Below are 16,699 nucleotides of genomic sequence, written 5' to 3'. Positions count from 1 at the left end.
GTCCGGCTGCCGTTCCGGCCGGAGGGGCGGCCGCTGGAGGCCGCGGTGCGTCCAGGGGTCACCGGTCGGGCGTCACCAGGTGACCGGGAGCTTCTCCAGCCCGTGGACAAGCATGCCGGTCTTCATCCGCAGGCTTCCGACATCGGTGGCCAGGCGCAGTGTGGGGAACCGGCGGAACAGACTGCCGATGGTGATCCGCAGCTCGGACCGGGCCAGTGCCGCTCCCAGGCAGTGGTGCACGCCGTGACCGAAGGCCAGATGAGGGTTGTGGTCCCGCTCCGGGCGGAACTCCTCGGCCCGGTCGAACACCTCGGGATCCCGGTTGGCGGAGCACACCGCCGCCATTACCGCGCTGCCCTTCGGAATGACGGTGCCGGCGATCTCGACGTCCTCCACCGCGATCCGCAACGGCCCGCCGTCGCCGATGGGGTTGATCCGCAGCAGCTCCTCGACCATGTCGCCCATGGAGTCCGGGTCCTCCTTGAGCCGGGCCAGTTGCTCGGGGTGCCGCAGCAGCGTCAGCACGCAGGCACCGATCATGCTGACAGTGGTCTCGTGACCGGCGACGAGCAGCGTCATCGCCATCACGATGAGCTCGACCTCGTCCAGCTTCCCCTCCTCCTCGTGCGCCACCGTCAGTGCGCTGAGGAGGTCGTCACCCTGGTCGTCCTTGCGCCGGATGATCAGCTGGTGGATATAGCCTGCCATCTCCATGCGCTGCTGGACCATCTCCTCCGGAGTGTGGGAGGTCAGCGAGACGATGGCGTTCGACCAGGCCCGGAACTTCTCGCGGTCCTCGAACGGTACGCCGAGCAGCTCGCAGATGACCTGCACCGGCAGCGGGAACGCGAGGGCCTGGTTGAGGTCGACCGGACCGCCCTGCTTCTCCATGTCGTCGAGCAGGGCATCCGTCAGTTCCTGGATCCGCGGCTCGAGGGCCCGCATCCGCCGGGCGGTGAACTCCCCCGTCACGAGCTTCCGCAGCCGGGTGTGCTCCGGCGGGTCGGTGGAGAAGAGGCTGTTGGGCGGCATCGGGGCGACGGTGAGCTGGGGCGCGCCCTCGGCCAGCATCGCCGCCCGGCTGAAGCGGGGGTCCGCCAGCACGAGTTTGGCGTCGGCGTGACGGCTGACGATGTATCCGAGGTCACCGCTGGGCAGCACCACCTGAGCAACCGGTTCCTCGGCACGCAGGTCCTGGTAGACCGGTGGCAGCTCGATGGCCGAGGGGCGGTGGAACGGGTACTGCCTCGGACACCCCGAAGCGGGCGCGGTGTCGGCCGGTGCGGTGGGGTTCTCGACGTCCATGCGGTCTCCCTGTGCGGCGGGTCGGTCGTCACCCACCCTGTCCCCCGCCGCTGAGCCCGTCCTTAGGCGGCGCTTTGCCGGAACGGCCTCCGGGCCCTCAGGAGCGCGACGACGGCCAGCCACATGAGCCCGAGGGTGAAACCCGGTGCGGCCTGCTGCTGCGTGTCGGGGAACACGGTGAAACTGATGAGCACCAGCACCGGGGGGACCGGATGGCACAGCCACCGGAGGGGCGGCAGCCCCGGCCGGCGCTCCTGCGCGTCCGTGGTGCGCGGGAGCCGCTGAGCAGCCGTGCCCGCGAGCGGCACGAGTGCTCCGAGCACGGCGAGCGGGATCACCCACCCGCCGTGCTTGACCACTTCGAACCCGGCGAAGGCAAGGAGGAACAGGGCCAGAAAGAGCCAGCCGGGGTACCACACCGGGCGTGTTGCCCGAGTGGCCGGCTGTCCGGGTCCGTCGATGGTCTCGGTCCTCTCGGGCGGCCGGCTCAGGCGGCCAGTTCGGGCTGCAGCTGGAAGTAGGCGGTGCACAGGATGCGCCGCTGCAGGAACGTACTCGCGTGCATGGCACGGTACAGCGCCGAGCGCGCGGCGACGGCCGGCCGGCTCCCGAGTGTGAACGCCCTTTCCTGGCGCAGCTGGAGGCTCCGGGAGATCCGCACGGCCTGCTGGCGCTCCGCCTGAAAGCGTGCGAGGGCCACCCCCACGAGGTCGGCGCGCCGCCCGCCCGCCGCCCGCAGCGGCCGGTCCAGCAGGCCGGCCAGGACGTGGCCGTCGATCAGCGCGTGGTTGACTCCCTGTCCCAGGATCGGGGTCAGGGTGTGCGCGGAGTCCCCGATGAGCGCCAGGCCGGGCCGCGACCACTGCGGGGTTTCCACGGTGAAGATGTCCAGAACAGTGGTGCCGGCCCAGTCGGTCACCGTCTCACGGACGGTGCCGGACAGCTCGGGAGCCAGCGTGTCGAGCGTGCGGTGCAGCGCACCGATACCTTCGCTCCGCAGCTCTCGCAGGCCGCCCTTGGGAATGTTGAAGCCGATACGGACATCGTCGGGGTGCGTGGGGATGAACAGTCCGTGCCGGGCTCCCTGCAGCCGGATGCGGTAGACCCCCCGGTCCCAGGCCTCCGGCCGCGGGGTGCGCAGCCAGACCACGTCCCGTTCCAGCGGACGCTTCTCGTGTGCCAGCCCGGACATGGAGCGGACCTTGCTGTAGCGGCCGTCGGCGCCGACCACGAGGGAGGCCCGGACCTCTCCGGGGCCGTCCGGGCCGCGGTAGCGGACTCCGGTGACGACGCCGGCCTCCTCGATGAGGCCGGTGCAGGTCCAGCCCCTGCGCAGGTCGAACCCGGGGTGGTCGGCGGCGGCATCGGCGAGGGAGGCCAGCAGCGTCGGCTGCGGGATCTCCATCGGGTAGCGGCGGGCATAGGCGAAATCTGCGAACTCGGTGCGCAGAACGGTCCTGGAGCCCTCGCTGATCTCCAGCCGTTCGACCGTGAGCGCCCCCCGGCTCACGACATCGTCCAGGACCCCCAGTTGGTCGAGCAGCCAGACGCCGTCGGGGGACAGTGACTCGCCGCGGAAGCTGCGGTCGAAGCGCGGGCTCTGTTCGAGCACCACGACCTGGTGGCCGTCGCGGGCCAGGCCCAGGGCGAGGGCCAGTCCGGCGGGACCTCCGCCGACCACGCAGACGTCGGTGGTGAGAGTGTTCATCGGGTTCTCCTGAGGGTTCGGGGTCTCACACGGGCTGAAGGTGGCTGCTGAGCGGGGCGGCGAGTTCTTCCAGCCGGTCCCGCAGCACGTCCAGCAGGCCGGCGGAGGCGTCCTGGACGAGGAAGTGACCGCCTTCGAGGATGTCGAGACCGAATCCGGCGGCGGCGTGCCGACGCCATCCGTGCAGCTGGCCGGCGTCCACCAGCGGGTCGTGCCGGCCACCGAACACATGCACGGGTACGGGCAGCGCGGGTGCGGCGATGAAACGGTGTCCGGCGCAGACGCGCAGGTCGGCGCGGACGGTTCCCAGGACCAGTCGCAGCCACTCCGGGCGGGCGAGAAGCTCCTGCGGGAGTCCGCCGAGGGCACTGAGCCGCTCGGCGAGCGTACGGTCGTCCACCCGGTCCACGTCCACTCCGGTGACCACCGACCGGGCCAGGTGGGGAGCGGCGTAGGCGGCTGCCAGGTATGCCAGCGGCAGCGGGGCGCCCCGGGCCATCCGGCGCTGCACCAGCCAGTAGCCGACGAGTGCGCCCATGCTGTGCCCGAAGATCATGTGCGGCCGGCTCATCAGGTCGTCGAGCTCGGAGTCGAGCGCTTCGACGAGGCTGCGCAGGTCGTCGTGGGCGCGCTCGCCGGTGCGGGCGTCCCGGGACGGGAGCGGCACCGCGTGCAGCTCGAACCGGGGGCCGAGGGCGCCGCGCCACGCGCGGAATGCTGAAGGGCTGCCACCCGCGTGGTGGAAGCAGAGCAGGGTGATCGGGTCTTCGGTCACCGGTGGAGGCCTTCCTGGTCGGCCCGGACGGACCGGCACGGAGCCGGGTCGCCCGGGAGGTGCACGTGGTCAAGGGAGCGTCCGCCGCCGGGCCGGGCGGTGGCGCAGAGCGGCGGCACGTGGTCACGGGGGCCCGCCGGGGGACGGCTGCGGCGGCTCATCGCGGGCGCAGAGGGCCGGTGGGCCGGCCGGCCCGGGTGCTGCCGCCGCGGGTGCTGCGACCGCGCACGGCCAGCGCGGCTCCCAGGAGCCGCGCACGGCGGTCACCGAGCTGTTCCATCACCTGCCGCAGCAGCCAGATCCGGGTGTCGGTGAGGTGGGCCGGCGAGCCGTGCACATCGTCGAACTCGACCCACTCCAGGTCGGGCACGTTCTCGGCGAGGATCTCCCACTCCCGGCGGGGAATGATCTCGTCGTGCCGGCTCGCCACGTAACGGACGGGGATGCGGAGCGCGGCGAGGTGTCCGGGGCTCAGGGCCATGGGTGCGAGGGTCTCGCGGGTCTCCTCCGGGCCGGTGCGGGTCAGGTGGGCGAGCGTCCCCGTGGTGGTGCGCGGCAGCGTCCGCCAGACGGCCGGATCCGCGAAGACGCCGGCGACCGGGGCGCCGACGGTGAGGATGCTGCTGATCCGGGAGTCGTCACGGGCTGCGGCCAGCGCGAGGTGGCCGGCGAAGCTCAGCCCGACGACGTGCACTCCGGGGGCGCACACGCGGGTGCCCAGCCGGTCCAGCAGCTCGGGGATCATTTCGGTCGCTTCGGGGCCGTAACGCAAGGTGTTCTCCCCCACGCCGGGCATCTCGGTCACGACGACGGAGACGCCGAGGCGGCGGGCGGCCAGCAGGAACGGCGCCCACTGCTCCTTGATGCTGACGATGCCCCCCATGACCAGGAGCAGCGGGCGGGGCCGGTCCCGGTCCAGTCCCGCGGTCCAGCAGGTCACCCGGCCGCCGGTGAGCTCAAGGGTGAGCCGGCCGATGCCTCCGCGGGAGCGCCGCCAGGCGTCGAACGCGGTGACGCAGCGGCGGGCGGCGCTCCGGCGGGGCTCGTCGCCCGCGAAGGGGAAGCGGGCGAGGTTGTAATGCCGGCAGGCGGCCAGGTGCCGGCCGGCGGCGAGGTGCCGGTCCCCGACCGCGGTCCACGCCTGCGGCCAGGCTGTCCGGTGGTCACCGGCAACGGAGTCGATGCCGGCCAGCACGCGACGGCAGGCCCGGGGGTCGATGCCCTGGGCACGGGCGTGCAGGACGACCAGGTCCGCGAGTTCGGACAGCGGGATGGCAGGGGGTGTCATGGGTGGTACTCCTCGTGGTCGGGCGGGGGGACGAGCACGGCCGCGCTCCAGTAGCCGGGACGCCCGGAGTTCGCGAGCCGGGCGGTGCCGACCGACCAGCGGGGCGGGAGGCCGGCCACCCGAAGTCGGCGGAAATCGAGCGCCAGGCCGCGGCCGTCGGCCTTGGCCGCGGCTTCCTTGCAGACCCAGAGCCGGGCGATGGCGTCGGTCAGCAGGGGTTGCGGAAGCCCGGCGAGCACGGCCTCCTCACTCGGGTGACAGATCCGGGTCAGCATGGCCGGGGTGGACGCGATGTCGCGGTCGGCGCGTTCGACATCGACCCCGATCCGGCCGTGCCGGCTCACCCCGAGAAGCAGCACGTCCGCGGTGTGGCTGAGGTTCATGTCCACCCCGAGCCGTACCCCGGTGTGCCGGTCCACCGCGTACGGCCTGCGGCAGCCGTCGCGTTCCAGACCGATCCGCGCCGGGTCCAGGCCGAGGAGCGCACCGAGCGTGGTGGTGATCAGCCGCCGCGAGCCGGGCCGGCCGGTGCCCCAGTCCCCGGCCAGGCCGTGGCCGACCAGATGGCCCTGCCGGTGCAGCTGCTCGCGCAGCACACTCCAGCGCCGGGCGGGGAGGCCGGAACGCAACGGCACGGGCGCGTCAACGGGTGGCATCGCCCGGCTCCGGCTCCGGCGGCCGTTCCAGAGTCTCGGCCAGGTCGTCGAGCACGTCGGCGGCGAGCGCGCCGTCGAGCACCCGGTGGTCGAAGGTCAGGGACAGCGGGAGCACGGGCGTGACTGTCACCGTGCCGTCGCGGACGACCGGACGGGGGGTGATCCGGCCGACTCCGATGGTGAGTGCCGTGCCGCCGGTGCTGAAGAAGCGCTGCACCCGCCGGTGCCCCAGCGAGGTGACGGCGACGGTTCCCAGGTGGCGGTGGCGGCGGCCCAGCCGGCCGGCCAGCGTGAAGGCCAGTCGCCCGGCCGGGAACGGGAGCCGCTGCAGCGCCCTGGCACCCGCGAATTCGGGCATCGTCGCGGGGTCACCGGCCCGCAGCCGGTCGATGCGGTGCTGGAGGAAGGAACGCGAGGCGCGGTCGGCGTCCGGCAGTACGGAGGTCAGCACCACCCGGGTGCCCGCGCTCTCGCGATCCATCGTCAGCTTGACGTCGACGAAGGGGTAGCGGATCCGGCGCGGACGCGGGCCCCCGCTGCAGGCGGCGTTGGCGTCGGGGTGCCGGTCCAGCACCCGGCCGACAGCCTGCACGACGTACGTCACCACGGACACCGGCCGCGGGTCGGCGGCCCGGTCGGCGAGCAGCGCGGCGGCATCCACCTCGGTGTCGAGGAAGACCGGGCTCGCGGACCGGGCGAAGGACAGGAAGTGCAGGGTGTGCCTGCGTTCGCGAGGCACCGGGGTGACGGCCGGCGTACGGGAAGTGCGCCGGCCCGGGGGATGTTCCCCGGACCGGCGTTCCTGCGCCCGGGGGGCTTCGGGACGGCTCACGCGGCCGGCACCCCGTTCAGCGCGGCGTGCACGGCGCGCAGATCGGCGGCCTCCAGGACGTCGATCATCGGTGCGGCGCGTCCGGTGAGCTGTTCGGCGGCCCCCAGCAGCTTCAGCAGCAGCACCGAGTCCCAGCCGGGCAGGTCGTCGAACGCGGTGTCCAGGTCGCTCTCGCTGTAGCCGAGGCCGAGTTCGTCGCGGAGCAGGCCGAGGAATCGGCCGGTGTCGAGGCCGGGGGTGGTCGGGGTCGTCACGGGGTTCCTCCGGAGAGTGCGGGTCGGGACAGGGCCGAGTCGACGGTCAGGTGCGGCAGCGGGCCGGGCAGTGAGGTCAGGTCGTGACGGAACCAGGAGGTGCCGTCGGGGTCGGTGGCCTGCGGGCGGAACCCGTGGTCGGGGTACAGGTCCGCGACCCGGCCGTTGCGCGGGGTCGGCCGGTAGGACCCGGTGACCGCGGTGAGGCCGCCGGCCGCGGCCCAGCGGAGCAGCTCGCCCAGCCAGGCCGACTCGATGCCGCGGCCCAGCACCCGGCAGGACATCACCAGGTTGTCGATGACCAGCTCCGTGCCGTGGCGGCGGGCGAACAGCACGCCGACCACACCGTGCCGGCCGAACCGGTCGCTCACCCGCACCGGTGCGACCACGGAGTCCGGGTCGGTCACGGCCGTGCGCACGCCTGCTGCGTCGAGCCGCCGGGTGGTGAGATTGAACTGGTTGGTGCGCTGGGTCAGCTGGGCCAGCCGGGCGATGTCCCCTTCGCCCGGTTCGAATATCTCGACCCGGGTTTCGAGCTCGGCCAGGTAGTCCTGGAGTGAGGAGAACCCGGAACGGAACTCGGCCCTGCGGGCCTCGGTCCGGTAGCGGCCGGCGCGTTGCCGGTCCTCCTCGGTGATCTCGGTGGTGTCGAACCAGCCGTCGGCCAGCAGCCGTGAGGCGTGCCCGGCCGGATCGGCGGCGTCCACCTCGATGACGGCGATCTCCGGCCGCCCGGAGCGGACCAGGCCGGCCTCCGTGCTGTTGTCGTCGACGAAGACCAGGCTGTCCGTGCCGATGCCTATGCGGTCCGCGATCGTCGCGATCGTGTCCACTTTGGGCGACCAGTCGGCGAGCACGGTGACGAAGGCGTCCTCGCGCAGCAGCAGGTCGGGGTGGGTGCGCAGCACCTCGGCGACTTCCTCGGGATCGTTCTTGCTGCACACCGCGAGCAGCACCCCCTGGGAGGCCAGCTGGGCGACGGCGCGCTGGAAGCCCCGGTGGGCCTCTCCCCGGTAGCCCTGGGCCATTTCCAGGCCGTCGGCGCCGGACTCGGCAAGCGTGCCGCCCCACAGGGTTCCGTCCAGGTCGAGCACCAGGCACTTGCGGAGGCGGCCGCACAGACCGCGGGCGAGGTGGCCCACCTGTCGGGCGAGTGCGTCGAGGACGGCGTCGGTGTGCGCGACATGGGCGTAGGTGGCCAGCCGGGGGTCCCAGGCCGGGCCGGTTCCGGACAACAGCGGGTCCAGGTCGAGCACACAGGTGTCCGGGGTGTCGGCCCCCAGGTCGAGGAGGGCGGCGGTGAACCGGCGCCAGACGGCGCCGAGCCGGGCCCGGTTGCGGAGGTCCAGGATCTGTGCGGGCCAGCGGGCGGGCAGCGGGGCGGTGGTCAGCAGGAGCAGACCGGAGCCGTGCTCGGTGTGCGTCCGGACGAGGCCGGTCAGCAGCTGCAGCAGGTCGTCGGCGGCGGCAGCCACGTCGTCCACGGTCCACGGGGCGTCACCGAAACGGTCGAAAACCGCTCCGGCGTCCAGTACGCAGAGGGTGAGGTCCGCGGTGGCCGGAACCGCGAGGTCGAGGGCGAACGCACCGGGGTCGCCCACCCGGACGCGGCCGAGGAGACCGTGCCGGGCGAGCTCGCCGGTCAGGGCGGGCACCAGGGGGGTGAGCGTGGAGCTCCCGGTCACCGCGATGTCGAGCACCGGGATGCCGGGGTGAGCGGCGAGCACCGTGTCCGCGGGCACGGTGGCCAGCAGGCTGCCCGCCCGCCTGACCTCGGCCGGGCCGGCCGCGGCGAGCGCCTGTGCCACCTCGGGGTAGCGGGCGGCCAGTCCGCCCGCGTCGTGCAGGGCACGGACCGGGTCGGAGCCGGTGGTCGTCGGGTTCATCACGTCACCTCCAGGGCGAAACCGGTGCGGATCCACTTGCTCGACTCGATGGCCACCGCCAGCACGCGGTCACCGGGCGCGAGCCCGGGGCGCGCCCGGTGCAGTTGCAGGAAGGGCAGCGCGTTGCCGTTGTTGCCGGTGTCGGCGACACAGCTGATCTCGGTGGCCTCCAGACCGAAGCGTTCGGTCAGGCCCGCGCTGATGCGGGCCGTCATCCGGCCGCCCAGTTGCGGTGGCAGCAGGTGGGTCACGGACCCGGCCGTCCATCCGGTGCGGTCGAGCAGTTCCTCGACCATGTCGGCGGCAAGCTCCGGCACCCCCGACTCGATCGCCTTGTAGTCCTCCTCGACGGGCTGGTCGGTGCTGTTCCGGTCGGCCGCGCCGAACCAGCGGATGACTTGTCCGGGTGCGCGGCCCAGGCCGACGAAGCTGTTGCAGACCGGACCGATCCGCACCCCCGGACCGTCCTCGGCGGCACCGATGACGGCGGCGCCCGCGCCGTCCCCGAAGATGACGTAGTTGACCAGCTCGCTGGGCGGGAGGGAGGGAAAGTCGTGGTCGAGGACCAGGTGCTTGGCGCACGAGTCGGCACCGATCACCAGGGCGGTGCGCCGGTCACCGCCGAGCATCCGGCGGGCCACGTCCAGTGCCTGGACGGCGCCCGCGCACCCGGACTGCAGCTGATAGGTCGGCACCTGGTGCATGCCGAGCCGGTCGGCCACCAGGTTCACCGAGGCGGGCATCAGCTGGTCGGGCGAGGCGGTGGCGAGGATCAGGACGTCGATGTCGCCGGCTTCGCAGCCGGCGTCCCCCAGGGCCGCCGAAGCGGCTTCGGTGGCCAGGTCGACGAGCGTGTGCGTCACCTTGCCGGTGGCGAGGTCGACCCCCAGGTGCCGGGTGCGGGTACCGATGAAGCGTTCCACCCAGCGGGGGTCGGCGCTGAAGCGCTTGCCGATCTCCTCGTTGTCGAGCGGGTCGCCCGGCAGGGCGGCGCCGGTGCCGAGCAGCAGCTCGGTCATGTGGGAACTCCTTCCGGGAGGGGCCGGCTTCGCCCGGCCGCTTCGTTTTCGCTTTCCAGATGCGCGGTCAGCGAGCCGACCGTCGTGAAGTGCGGGAGGAGGGCCTCCAGGTCGAGCCGCCCCAGCTGGGGCTCGAGCTGGTCGGCCAGCTTCATTGCCATGATCGAGTCGAAGCCCAGGTCCTCGTCGAGACGCACCTCCGGGTCGAGCCGGGACGCATGGTGGCCGCTCACCGCGGTGATCGCCGTGCGGACAAGACCGGCGATGTCGCCGGACGCCACGGAAGGGCCCCGCACCTCGGTCGACGGCTGTTGCCCAGCCCGTGCGGCCGTGGCCGTCGCAGCGGGCGCGGCGGGGGCATCGGGGGCGGCGGGGGCATCGGGGGCATCGGGCACGGCAGGGCCGGCGGGGGTGACGCCCGCGGCAGGGGTGACGCCCGCGGCGCGGGCGTCCGTGTTGCCGTTGGCCGCGAACCAGAAGCGGTTGCGGTCGTCGAAAACGTAGCCGGGCAGCCGCCGGTGCACCCGGTGCTGCGGCGCGTACCAGCGGGACCAGTCGGGATCGAAACCGTCCCGGTGCAGTGCCGCGACCACCTCGGCGAGTCCGTCTCCGGTCGCCTCCGGTCCGGGGTTGCACGCCAGGGCGGTGTGCGGGCCGAGCTGGTCGCGCAGCAGTGCGAGCAGCACCGGCCGGGGCCCGGCCTCCACCACGTGGGTGGGGGCGAGTTCGCGCAGCTGCCGGGCGGCCGAGGCGAACCGTACCGGCGCACACACCTGTTCGGTCCAGTAGTCCGCGTCGAGAGTGTCCAGTGGTCCGTCCCGGACCGTGGAGAGCATCGGTGTCCGGAGAGGACGGGAAGGGACGGACTCCGCGACGCGGGCCAGCCGTTCCGCGGCCGGTCGCATCAGCGCGGAGTGGAAGGCGTGGGACACGGTCAGCCGGGTGTGCCGCACGCCCGCTTCCCGCAGCGTGAGCACGGCCCGGTCCACAGCGGTGACGCTGCCGCTGAGAGTGACCGTCCGGGGGCCGTTCACCGCGGCGATGTCCAGGACCTCGTCCTCCTGCGCGCCGAGGCCGGTGCCCAGCAGGGCGCGCACCTCGTCCTCCGGGGCACGCACCGCGAGCATCGTGCCGCCCGGGGGGAGCTCCTGCATCAGTGCGCCACGGGCGGCGACCAGCCGGGCAGCCTCCTCGAGGGTGAGTGCTCCCCCGACGCAGGCTGCCGCGAACTCCCCGATGCTGTGGCCGAGCAGCGCCACCGGTTCCAGACCGAGGTCCAGGAGTGTGGCGGCCAGGGCGTATCCGACGGCGAAGAGCGCGGGCTGGGCGAGCGCCGTCGCGTCCAGCGAGGGGGCCGGGCCGGGTGCGGTCAGCAGGTCGACCACCCCGGCTCCGTCGTCCAGCTTGCCGAGCGCCGCGGAGGCGTCGTCCAGGTGCCTGCGATAGGACGGCGAACTGCGGTACAGCGCGCGGGTCATGGCCGGGTACTGACTGCCCTGCCCGGTGAACACCAGCGCGACGCGCGGTGCCCCGCGGCGGGCCGGCCGGGCGGGGCCGTCCGGGGCGGCGAGGAGCGCGTCGAGGCCCTGGAGCAGCCCGGCCCGGCCGGTGGCCGCCACTGCGGCACGGTGACGCAGACCGGTTTTCACCGCCGTGCTGCTCCAGGCGAGCTGGCCGATCCGGGCGGGGGACTCGGCCTCGACGGCTGCCCGCATCGCAGCCACGTTGTTCCGCAGCCCTGCGGGGGTTCCCGCGCCGACGGTGAGCACCAGCGCGTCGTCCACCGGTCCGCCCGGGGTGCGCCGGCGCGGCGCCGAGGAGAGCACCAGGTGCGCGTTGGTCCCTCCGAGGCCGAAGCTGCTGACGCCGGCGCGTATTTCTCCTGCGGGGAGCCGGGCGGCTCCTCCGGAGAGCCGCAGCCCGTGCTCGGCGAGCCGCAGTTCAGGGCTCTCCGCCCCTCCGGGGGTGGCGGGCAGGGTCCGGTGGTCCAGCGCCAGGCAGGTCTTGATCAGGCCGGCGATCCCGGCCGCTCCCTCCAGGTGCCCGAGGTTGCCCTTGACGGAGCCGAGCAGCAACGGCCGGGAGCGGCCCGCGTGCATGTCTCCGAGAGCCCGGACCTCGATCATGTCACCGAGCCGGGTGCCCGTGCCGTGGCCCTCCAGGAAGTGGAGGTCACCCGGTTCTGCGCCCGCGCGGCGCAGCGCGGTGCGCATGACCTCGGCCTGGGCGAAGCGGCTGGGCGCGGTGAGGCCGTTGCTGCGGCCGTCGGAGCCGACCGCGCCGCTCTCGATCACCGCGTAGACCCGCTGGCCGTCCCGCAGCGCGTCGTCGAGCCTGCGCAGGACGACGACACCCACTCCCTCACCCCGCCCGATGCCGTCCGCCGCGGCGGCGAACGGCTTGCACCGTCCGTCGGCGGCGGCGAGCCCCGCCTGGGCGTAGAACACCGACAGGGCGGGGGTGAGGATCAGGTTCACTCCCGCCGCGAGAGCCACGTCCGCCTCACCGGCACGGAGGGCAGTGCACGCCAGGTGGGCGGCGACCAGGGAGGACGAGCAGGCGGTGTCCACCGCCATGCTGGGGCCCCGGAGGTCGAGGTGGTAGGAGATCCGGTTGGCCGCCATGCAGTAGCCGTTGCCGGAGCCCCGGTGGGCGGTCATCTCGTGGTAGTCGTTGAGGTGCAGCGTGCCCCACTCGCTGGACATCATCCCCACGTGCACGCTGGTCTGGCTTCCGGCCAGGGAGCGCGGAGCGATGCCGGCGTCCTCGCAGGCGCGCCAGGCCGACTGCAGGAGCAGCCGCTGCTGCGGGTCCATCGCCGCGGCCTCGAGCGGGGACAGCCCGAAGAACTCGTTGTCGAAGGCAGCGGCGTCGTCGAGGAATCCGGCCGGGGTCGCGGATCCCTCCGGGGTTCCGGTGAGCGCGGCCGGGTCCCAGCGGTCGGCCGGCACCGGGCCGGCCGGGCCCCGCCCTTCGAGCAGCAGGCGCCAGAACGCCGCTGTGTCCGGTGCACCCGGGAACCGGCAGTCCATGCCGACGACCGCGACGGGCCCGGGTCCGGCGCTCATCCGCCCTGCCCTGCGGCGTCGATCTCCGCGTGGAGATGATCGGCGAGTGCTTCGACAGTGGGGTGGTCCCAGGCCACGGTCGGCTCGACCTCCAGGCCCCAACGGTCCTCGATGTCGCTGCACAGGCTCAGCACGTACACCGAGTCCAGCCCCAGTTCGGCGAGCGGGACCTCGGTGTCGATCTCGTCGGGCGAAACCTCCCGGTACTCCGCTACCCGGTCGACGAGCCAGTCGGCGACTGCGCCGCGGGTGACGGCGGGTGCGCCGTCGGCGCTCGGCTTGGTGCGCTCGGGGATGGTCATACTCGGTCCTCCGTGGCGGAATCGGGTGATCGTTCGGGCTATCGGACCAGCTGTCGGGAGACGTGGTCCGGGTCGAGGTCGAAGCTGGTGCCCGCGGCCGCGCGGGACTGGAGATCGGCGAGGAGCACCTCGTCGCTCTGGGCGGTGGCGGGCGTGGCCGGAAGCCGGCCGCTGCGCTGCCCGATCCGCTGCAGGAGAGCTCCGAGCATGCCGTCGGGCGCGTCCCTGCCCGGGCCGTGCCGGTACACGCCGAGACAGCTCGCCGCTGCGAGCAGCCAGGCGTAGCGGTCGGCCAGCCGCAGCGCGCGATGCCCCGCCGTGACGCCCCGCTCCCCGGGCGGCAGGGCTGCTGCCGCGGAGCGCAGAGCCCCGAGCTCGGCGAGCAGTCCGCTCCCCGGCCGGTGCGGCGCACCGTCGCCGGGGAGGGCCGCGATTTCGTCCGGGAGCGAGGCCAGCAGCGGATCCGCGCGGGTGCCGCGGAGCCGGAGTGCGCCGAGGTCGAGCGCGGGCAGCGGACCGGAACCGAACAGGAGGTGGCCGGCCGGTTCGGTCTCCGGGTCGAGACCGGGGAGTTCCGGCAGCACGGTGAGCCGGCAGGCCATTCCGCCCGCGTGCCCGATGCTCAGCCCGGCGATGTCGCGCAGGTGCCGGCCGACCACGGCGTACGGGCCCTCCCGCAGGTAGCTGCGGGCGCCGAGCAGGACCGCCAGGTCACCGAGCGCGTCCTCGACGAGGAGCGGCACGAGGTACTTCGCCGCCGCGGCGTACCGGCCGGCCGCTCCCGGGTACAGGTGCAGCGCACGGGCAGCGGAGCGCGCGAACGCCTGCGCAATGTGCAGGTCGGCGTAGGCACCGGCGAGCAGGGACCGGGCGTGCGGGAGGGCGGTGACCGGCCGGCCGTAGAGGACGCGTTCCCCCGCGAAGCGCAGGACGGCGAACAGCGCTCCCTCCAGCATCGAGGTTCCGGCACCCGCGGTGACGGCCCGGCTGACCTGGAACGACCGCAGCGCTACGGCGCTGCCCGCACCGGTTTCCCCGAGCAGCGCGGCGGCGGGCACCGGGCAGTCGTCGAAGGCCAGGCCACCCAGCCGGCACCCGGCGAGCCCGGAGGTCCGGAAGCGGGGCAGCCTGCTGAACCGGCCGGCCGGCAGGGCGTCCAGCTCGTCGAGCAGCAGGAGTGAGTGGTCACGGCCACCGGGAGGGCCGTCCGTCGCCGCGGTGCGGGCGAACACCACGGCGGCACGGGCCCGGCCCGCGTTGTTGATCACCTGCTTGCGGCCGTTCAGCAGGTAGCCGCCCGGCCCGGGGACGGCCCTCAGCGCGTTACGGGTGAGGTCGTTGCCGTGCGCGAGTTCGTGGTAGGCCACCGAGATCCGCTCACCGGTGAGCAGCAGCTTCGCGGTGTGCGCACGCTGGTCTTCGTCCCCCGCGGCCCAGACGTTCAGCGCTGCCATCAGGGTGGTGAGTCCGTGACCGAGGCCCAGTCCGGCGTCCCGGCGGAACACCGGGCGGAGCCTCCGCACCAGCTCATCGACCCCGTCCAGCCGGCCGCCGAGCGCGGTGGGCACGTACTCGGCGTTGGCGGACCACGAGTCCAGCACGGCCTCCCCCGCGCCGAGCGGTTCGCCACGGTCGTCCGCAACGCCGAAGGCGTCGTGCCCGGTGGGGTTGCGCGGGTCGTAGGGGTCACCGAGGAGGGCCTCCAGGGACGGCGGCCCGGGAACGGCGGGTGAGGAAGTGAGGCTCCGGGGCGCCGGGGCGGTCGGCGGCATCATGGCGTCGCTCCTGCCAGCCGGGCGGGGAGCAGCGAGGTGAGGCGCCCGGTGAGCACCTGCTCGTGCAGCACGTGGCCCAGCACGTCGTGTGCGGTGTCGAGGGCGGCCTCTTCTGCCGCGTCGCGGGGGTTGTCGGTGCCGTCCGGTCCGCAGCCCTCCAGCACCCGGTCGAGGACGGCGTGCAGCCAGACGCCGTCCCGCCAGAGCCGCCCGGAGGGTCCGTCCGGCTCCTCGGTGGGCTCGGTGAGTGCGGCGCGGCTGCCCAGCCACAGGGAGAGCGCGGCGGCACCGGCCAGACAGAGGGTGAGCCGGTGGGCGAGGACGAAGGCGTGGGCGGGCACGTCCGGCGGTACGATCGGCTGCCCGGCGATCTCCGTCAGCAGCGCGTCGGTGCGGCCGAGAAGCGTGCGGGCGGCACTCGCCACGGGGGCCAGCACGGGGTCGGCCCCGGCCAGCGCCTCGATGTGGGCGACCGCCGGTGCCAGTTGCTTCAGGACGCTCACCCGGCTCGACGCGACGAGCCGCAGCTTGCGGTGGTCGGCTGCGGGCAGTTCCGCGCTGAGGTCCGCCGCGAGGCGGAGGCCGGGGTTCGGGGCCGCCTCGGTCCGGGGAGTCCGGGCCAGAATCGGGAACTGGCTGATCAGCGCATTGAGATTGACGACGGTGTTTCCGTCGAACAGGGAGACGATCCGGTGGTCGCGTTCGATCTTCTGGAACGTTCCGGCGCCCTCGGCGAGGGTGTCCCCGTTGACATCCCGCAGCCAGGCGCGGGCGCCCAGCAGACGGCGGAGGCGGGCCAGGAGGTCCTCGGTGCGCACCGGTACCAGGTACTTGACGGCTGCGGACAGCACGCTGAGCTCGGCGGGCAGGGCCTGAATGCTCCGGGTCGCGAAGAGCGACAGCGCCTCGTTGAGCAGATGGTCGGCGTAACACTCGGTCAGCGTGCGGGCTGCTGCCGGGAGGCCGGCCAGTCTCCGGCCGTACAGTTCCCGCTCCCGCGCGAAGCCGACGGCCTCGCGCAGGCCGTGGTCCGCGGCCCCCAGGGAGAGCGCGGCGCACAGGGTGCGGGTCAGCTGGAGGGATTTCATGACCGTCTCGAGCCCGTGGCCCTCGGCCCCGACGCGGTCGGCCTCGGGGTCGGCGACCGCCCCGTGCAGGGCGAAGCCGCTGATGTCGGCACCCCGGATGCCGACGGTGGCGACCTTGGGCAGCGGGCGGAAGGCGCCTTCGGGCTGCCGGGACTTGTCGACGAGGAAGAGACTGAAGCCGCGGGGCCCGCCGGCCGGGTCGGTCCTCGCGAGCACGCAGACGATGTCGCCGCGGGTGGCATTGTTGATCAGCCACTTCTCGCCGTCGAGGCGGATGTGTTCTCCGTCCGCGGCGCCGGCCGGCCGGGCCCGCAGATCTCCGTGCACGAGATCGCTTCCGTGTTCCCGCTCGGTGAGGCCCCAGGACACGGCACGGCCCGCGGCGACATCGCCGGCGACGCGGGCGGCCTGTTCCCGGTCACCCGCGACCCACACGCAGACCGCGCCGAGAAAGGTCTTGCCGTGGGCGATCGCCACGGTGAGGTCCCGGCCGGCCACCGCCCGTGCCAGGGCCACCGCGGTCCCGTAGTCACGCAGCCTGCCGCCGTGTTCGACGGGAATGTAGTGCAGGTGCAGCCCGAAGTCCTGGAGAGCGGCGACCGCTTCGGTGGGGAACTCCCCGGCCATGTCGGCCCGGTCCCGCTCGGCGGCACCGGGGGCGGTCCCGGAAGGGCTGTCCGCGAGGTGGCGTTCGAGATCCTCCAGACCGGCCATGGGCTCGTACCGGAAGCCAATCCCCGACG

The 16,699-nt window shown here is 73.6% G+C and carries 14 protein-coding genes; all 14 read right to left on the bottom strand.

Annotated elements, in window-relative coordinates; genetic code table 11:
- Nucleotides 1–72: 72 nt before the first annotated feature.
- Nucleotides 73–1,305 (bottom strand): cytochrome P450, encoded by a 1,233-nt coding sequence (locus PJ985_RS17460; RefSeq protein ID WP_271684732.1) that lies wholly within the window; start codon nucleotides 1,303–1,305, stop codon nucleotides 73–75.
- A gap of 62 nt (nucleotides 1,306–1,367) precedes the next feature.
- Complete coding sequence (locus PJ985_RS17455) at nucleotides 1,368–1,724, bottom strand: hypothetical protein (protein WP_271684731.1); 357 nt, start codon at nucleotides 1,722–1,724, stop codon at nucleotides 1,368–1,370.
- A gap of 68 nt (nucleotides 1,725–1,792) precedes the next feature.
- On the bottom strand, nucleotides 1,793–3,013 hold the full coding sequence (locus PJ985_RS17450) for an FAD-dependent oxidoreductase (RefSeq protein WP_271684730.1): 1,221 nt from the start codon (nucleotides 3,011–3,013) through the stop codon (nucleotides 1,793–1,795).
- Nucleotides 3,014–3,038: 25 nt separating this feature from the next.
- Nucleotides 3,039–3,788, bottom strand: a complete 750-nt coding sequence (locus tag PJ985_RS17445; RefSeq protein ID WP_271684729.1) for a thioesterase II family protein — start codon at nucleotides 3,786–3,788, stop codon at nucleotides 3,039–3,041.
- A gap of 157 nt (nucleotides 3,789–3,945) precedes the next feature.
- Nucleotides 3,946–5,076, bottom strand: coding sequence for an alpha/beta fold hydrolase (locus tag PJ985_RS17440; protein ID WP_271684728.1), 1,131 nt, complete (start codon nucleotides 5,074–5,076; stop codon nucleotides 3,946–3,948).
- Entirely contained in the window at nucleotides 5,073–5,732 is a 660-nt protein-coding gene (locus PJ985_RS17435) for a 4'-phosphopantetheinyl transferase family protein (protein ID WP_271684727.1), read from the bottom strand. Before PJ985_RS17435 ends, PJ985_RS17440 begins: the two co-directional genes overlap by 4 nt.
- Nucleotides 5,719–6,564, bottom strand: a complete 846-nt coding sequence (locus PJ985_RS17430; RefSeq protein ID WP_271684726.1) for a 2-oxo acid dehydrogenase subunit E2 — start codon at nucleotides 6,562–6,564, stop codon at nucleotides 5,719–5,721. The genes PJ985_RS17435 and PJ985_RS17430 overlap by 14 nt, the downstream gene beginning before the upstream one ends.
- Nucleotides 6,561–6,818, bottom strand: a complete 258-nt coding sequence (locus PJ985_RS17425) for an acyl carrier protein (RefSeq protein WP_271684725.1) — start codon at nucleotides 6,816–6,818, stop codon at nucleotides 6,561–6,563. Before PJ985_RS17425 ends, PJ985_RS17430 begins: the two co-directional genes overlap by 4 nt.
- Entirely contained in the window at nucleotides 6,815–8,704 is a 1,890-nt protein-coding gene (locus tag PJ985_RS17420; protein WP_271684724.1) for an HAD-IIIC family phosphatase, read from the bottom strand. Before PJ985_RS17420 ends, PJ985_RS17425 begins: the two co-directional genes overlap by 4 nt.
- The gene (locus PJ985_RS17415) at nucleotides 8,704–9,723 is read right to left on the bottom strand and encodes a 3-oxoacyl-ACP synthase III family protein (RefSeq protein ID WP_271684723.1); all 1,020 of its coding nucleotides are present in this window, start codon (nucleotides 9,721–9,723) and stop codon (nucleotides 8,704–8,706) included. Before PJ985_RS17415 ends, PJ985_RS17420 begins: the two co-directional genes overlap by 1 nt.
- Nucleotides 9,720–12,791 carry a type I polyketide synthase gene (locus tag PJ985_RS17410; protein ID WP_271684722.1) on the bottom strand — a complete coding sequence of 1,024 codons (3,072 nt, stop codon included), beginning with the start codon at nucleotides 12,789–12,791 and terminating at the stop codon, nucleotides 9,720–9,722. Before PJ985_RS17410 ends, PJ985_RS17415 begins: the two co-directional genes overlap by 4 nt.
- Complete coding sequence (locus PJ985_RS17405; RefSeq protein WP_271684721.1) at nucleotides 12,788–13,093, bottom strand: acyl carrier protein; 306 nt, start codon at nucleotides 13,091–13,093, stop codon at nucleotides 12,788–12,790. The genes PJ985_RS17410 and PJ985_RS17405 overlap by 4 nt, the downstream gene beginning before the upstream one ends.
- A gap of 38 nt (nucleotides 13,094–13,131) precedes the next feature.
- Entirely contained in the window at nucleotides 13,132–14,868 is a 1,737-nt protein-coding gene (locus tag PJ985_RS17400; RefSeq protein WP_271684720.1) for an acyl-CoA dehydrogenase, read from the bottom strand.
- Nucleotides 14,865–16,670 (bottom strand): acyl-CoA dehydrogenase family protein, encoded by a 1,806-nt coding sequence (locus tag PJ985_RS17395; RefSeq protein ID WP_271684719.1) that lies wholly within the window; start codon nucleotides 16,668–16,670, stop codon nucleotides 14,865–14,867. Before PJ985_RS17395 ends, PJ985_RS17400 begins: the two co-directional genes overlap by 4 nt.
- Nucleotides 16,671–16,699: the final 29 nt, after the last annotated feature.

Origin of the sequence: Streptomyces sp. ACA25 (assembly GCF_028200735.1) — a bacterium.
Taxonomy (GTDB): domain Bacteria; phylum Actinomycetota; class Actinomycetes; order Streptomycetales; family Streptomycetaceae; genus Streptomyces.
The sequence above is the reverse complement of the archived record's forward strand: the minus strand, read 5'-3'. Positions and strand labels throughout refer to the sequence as shown.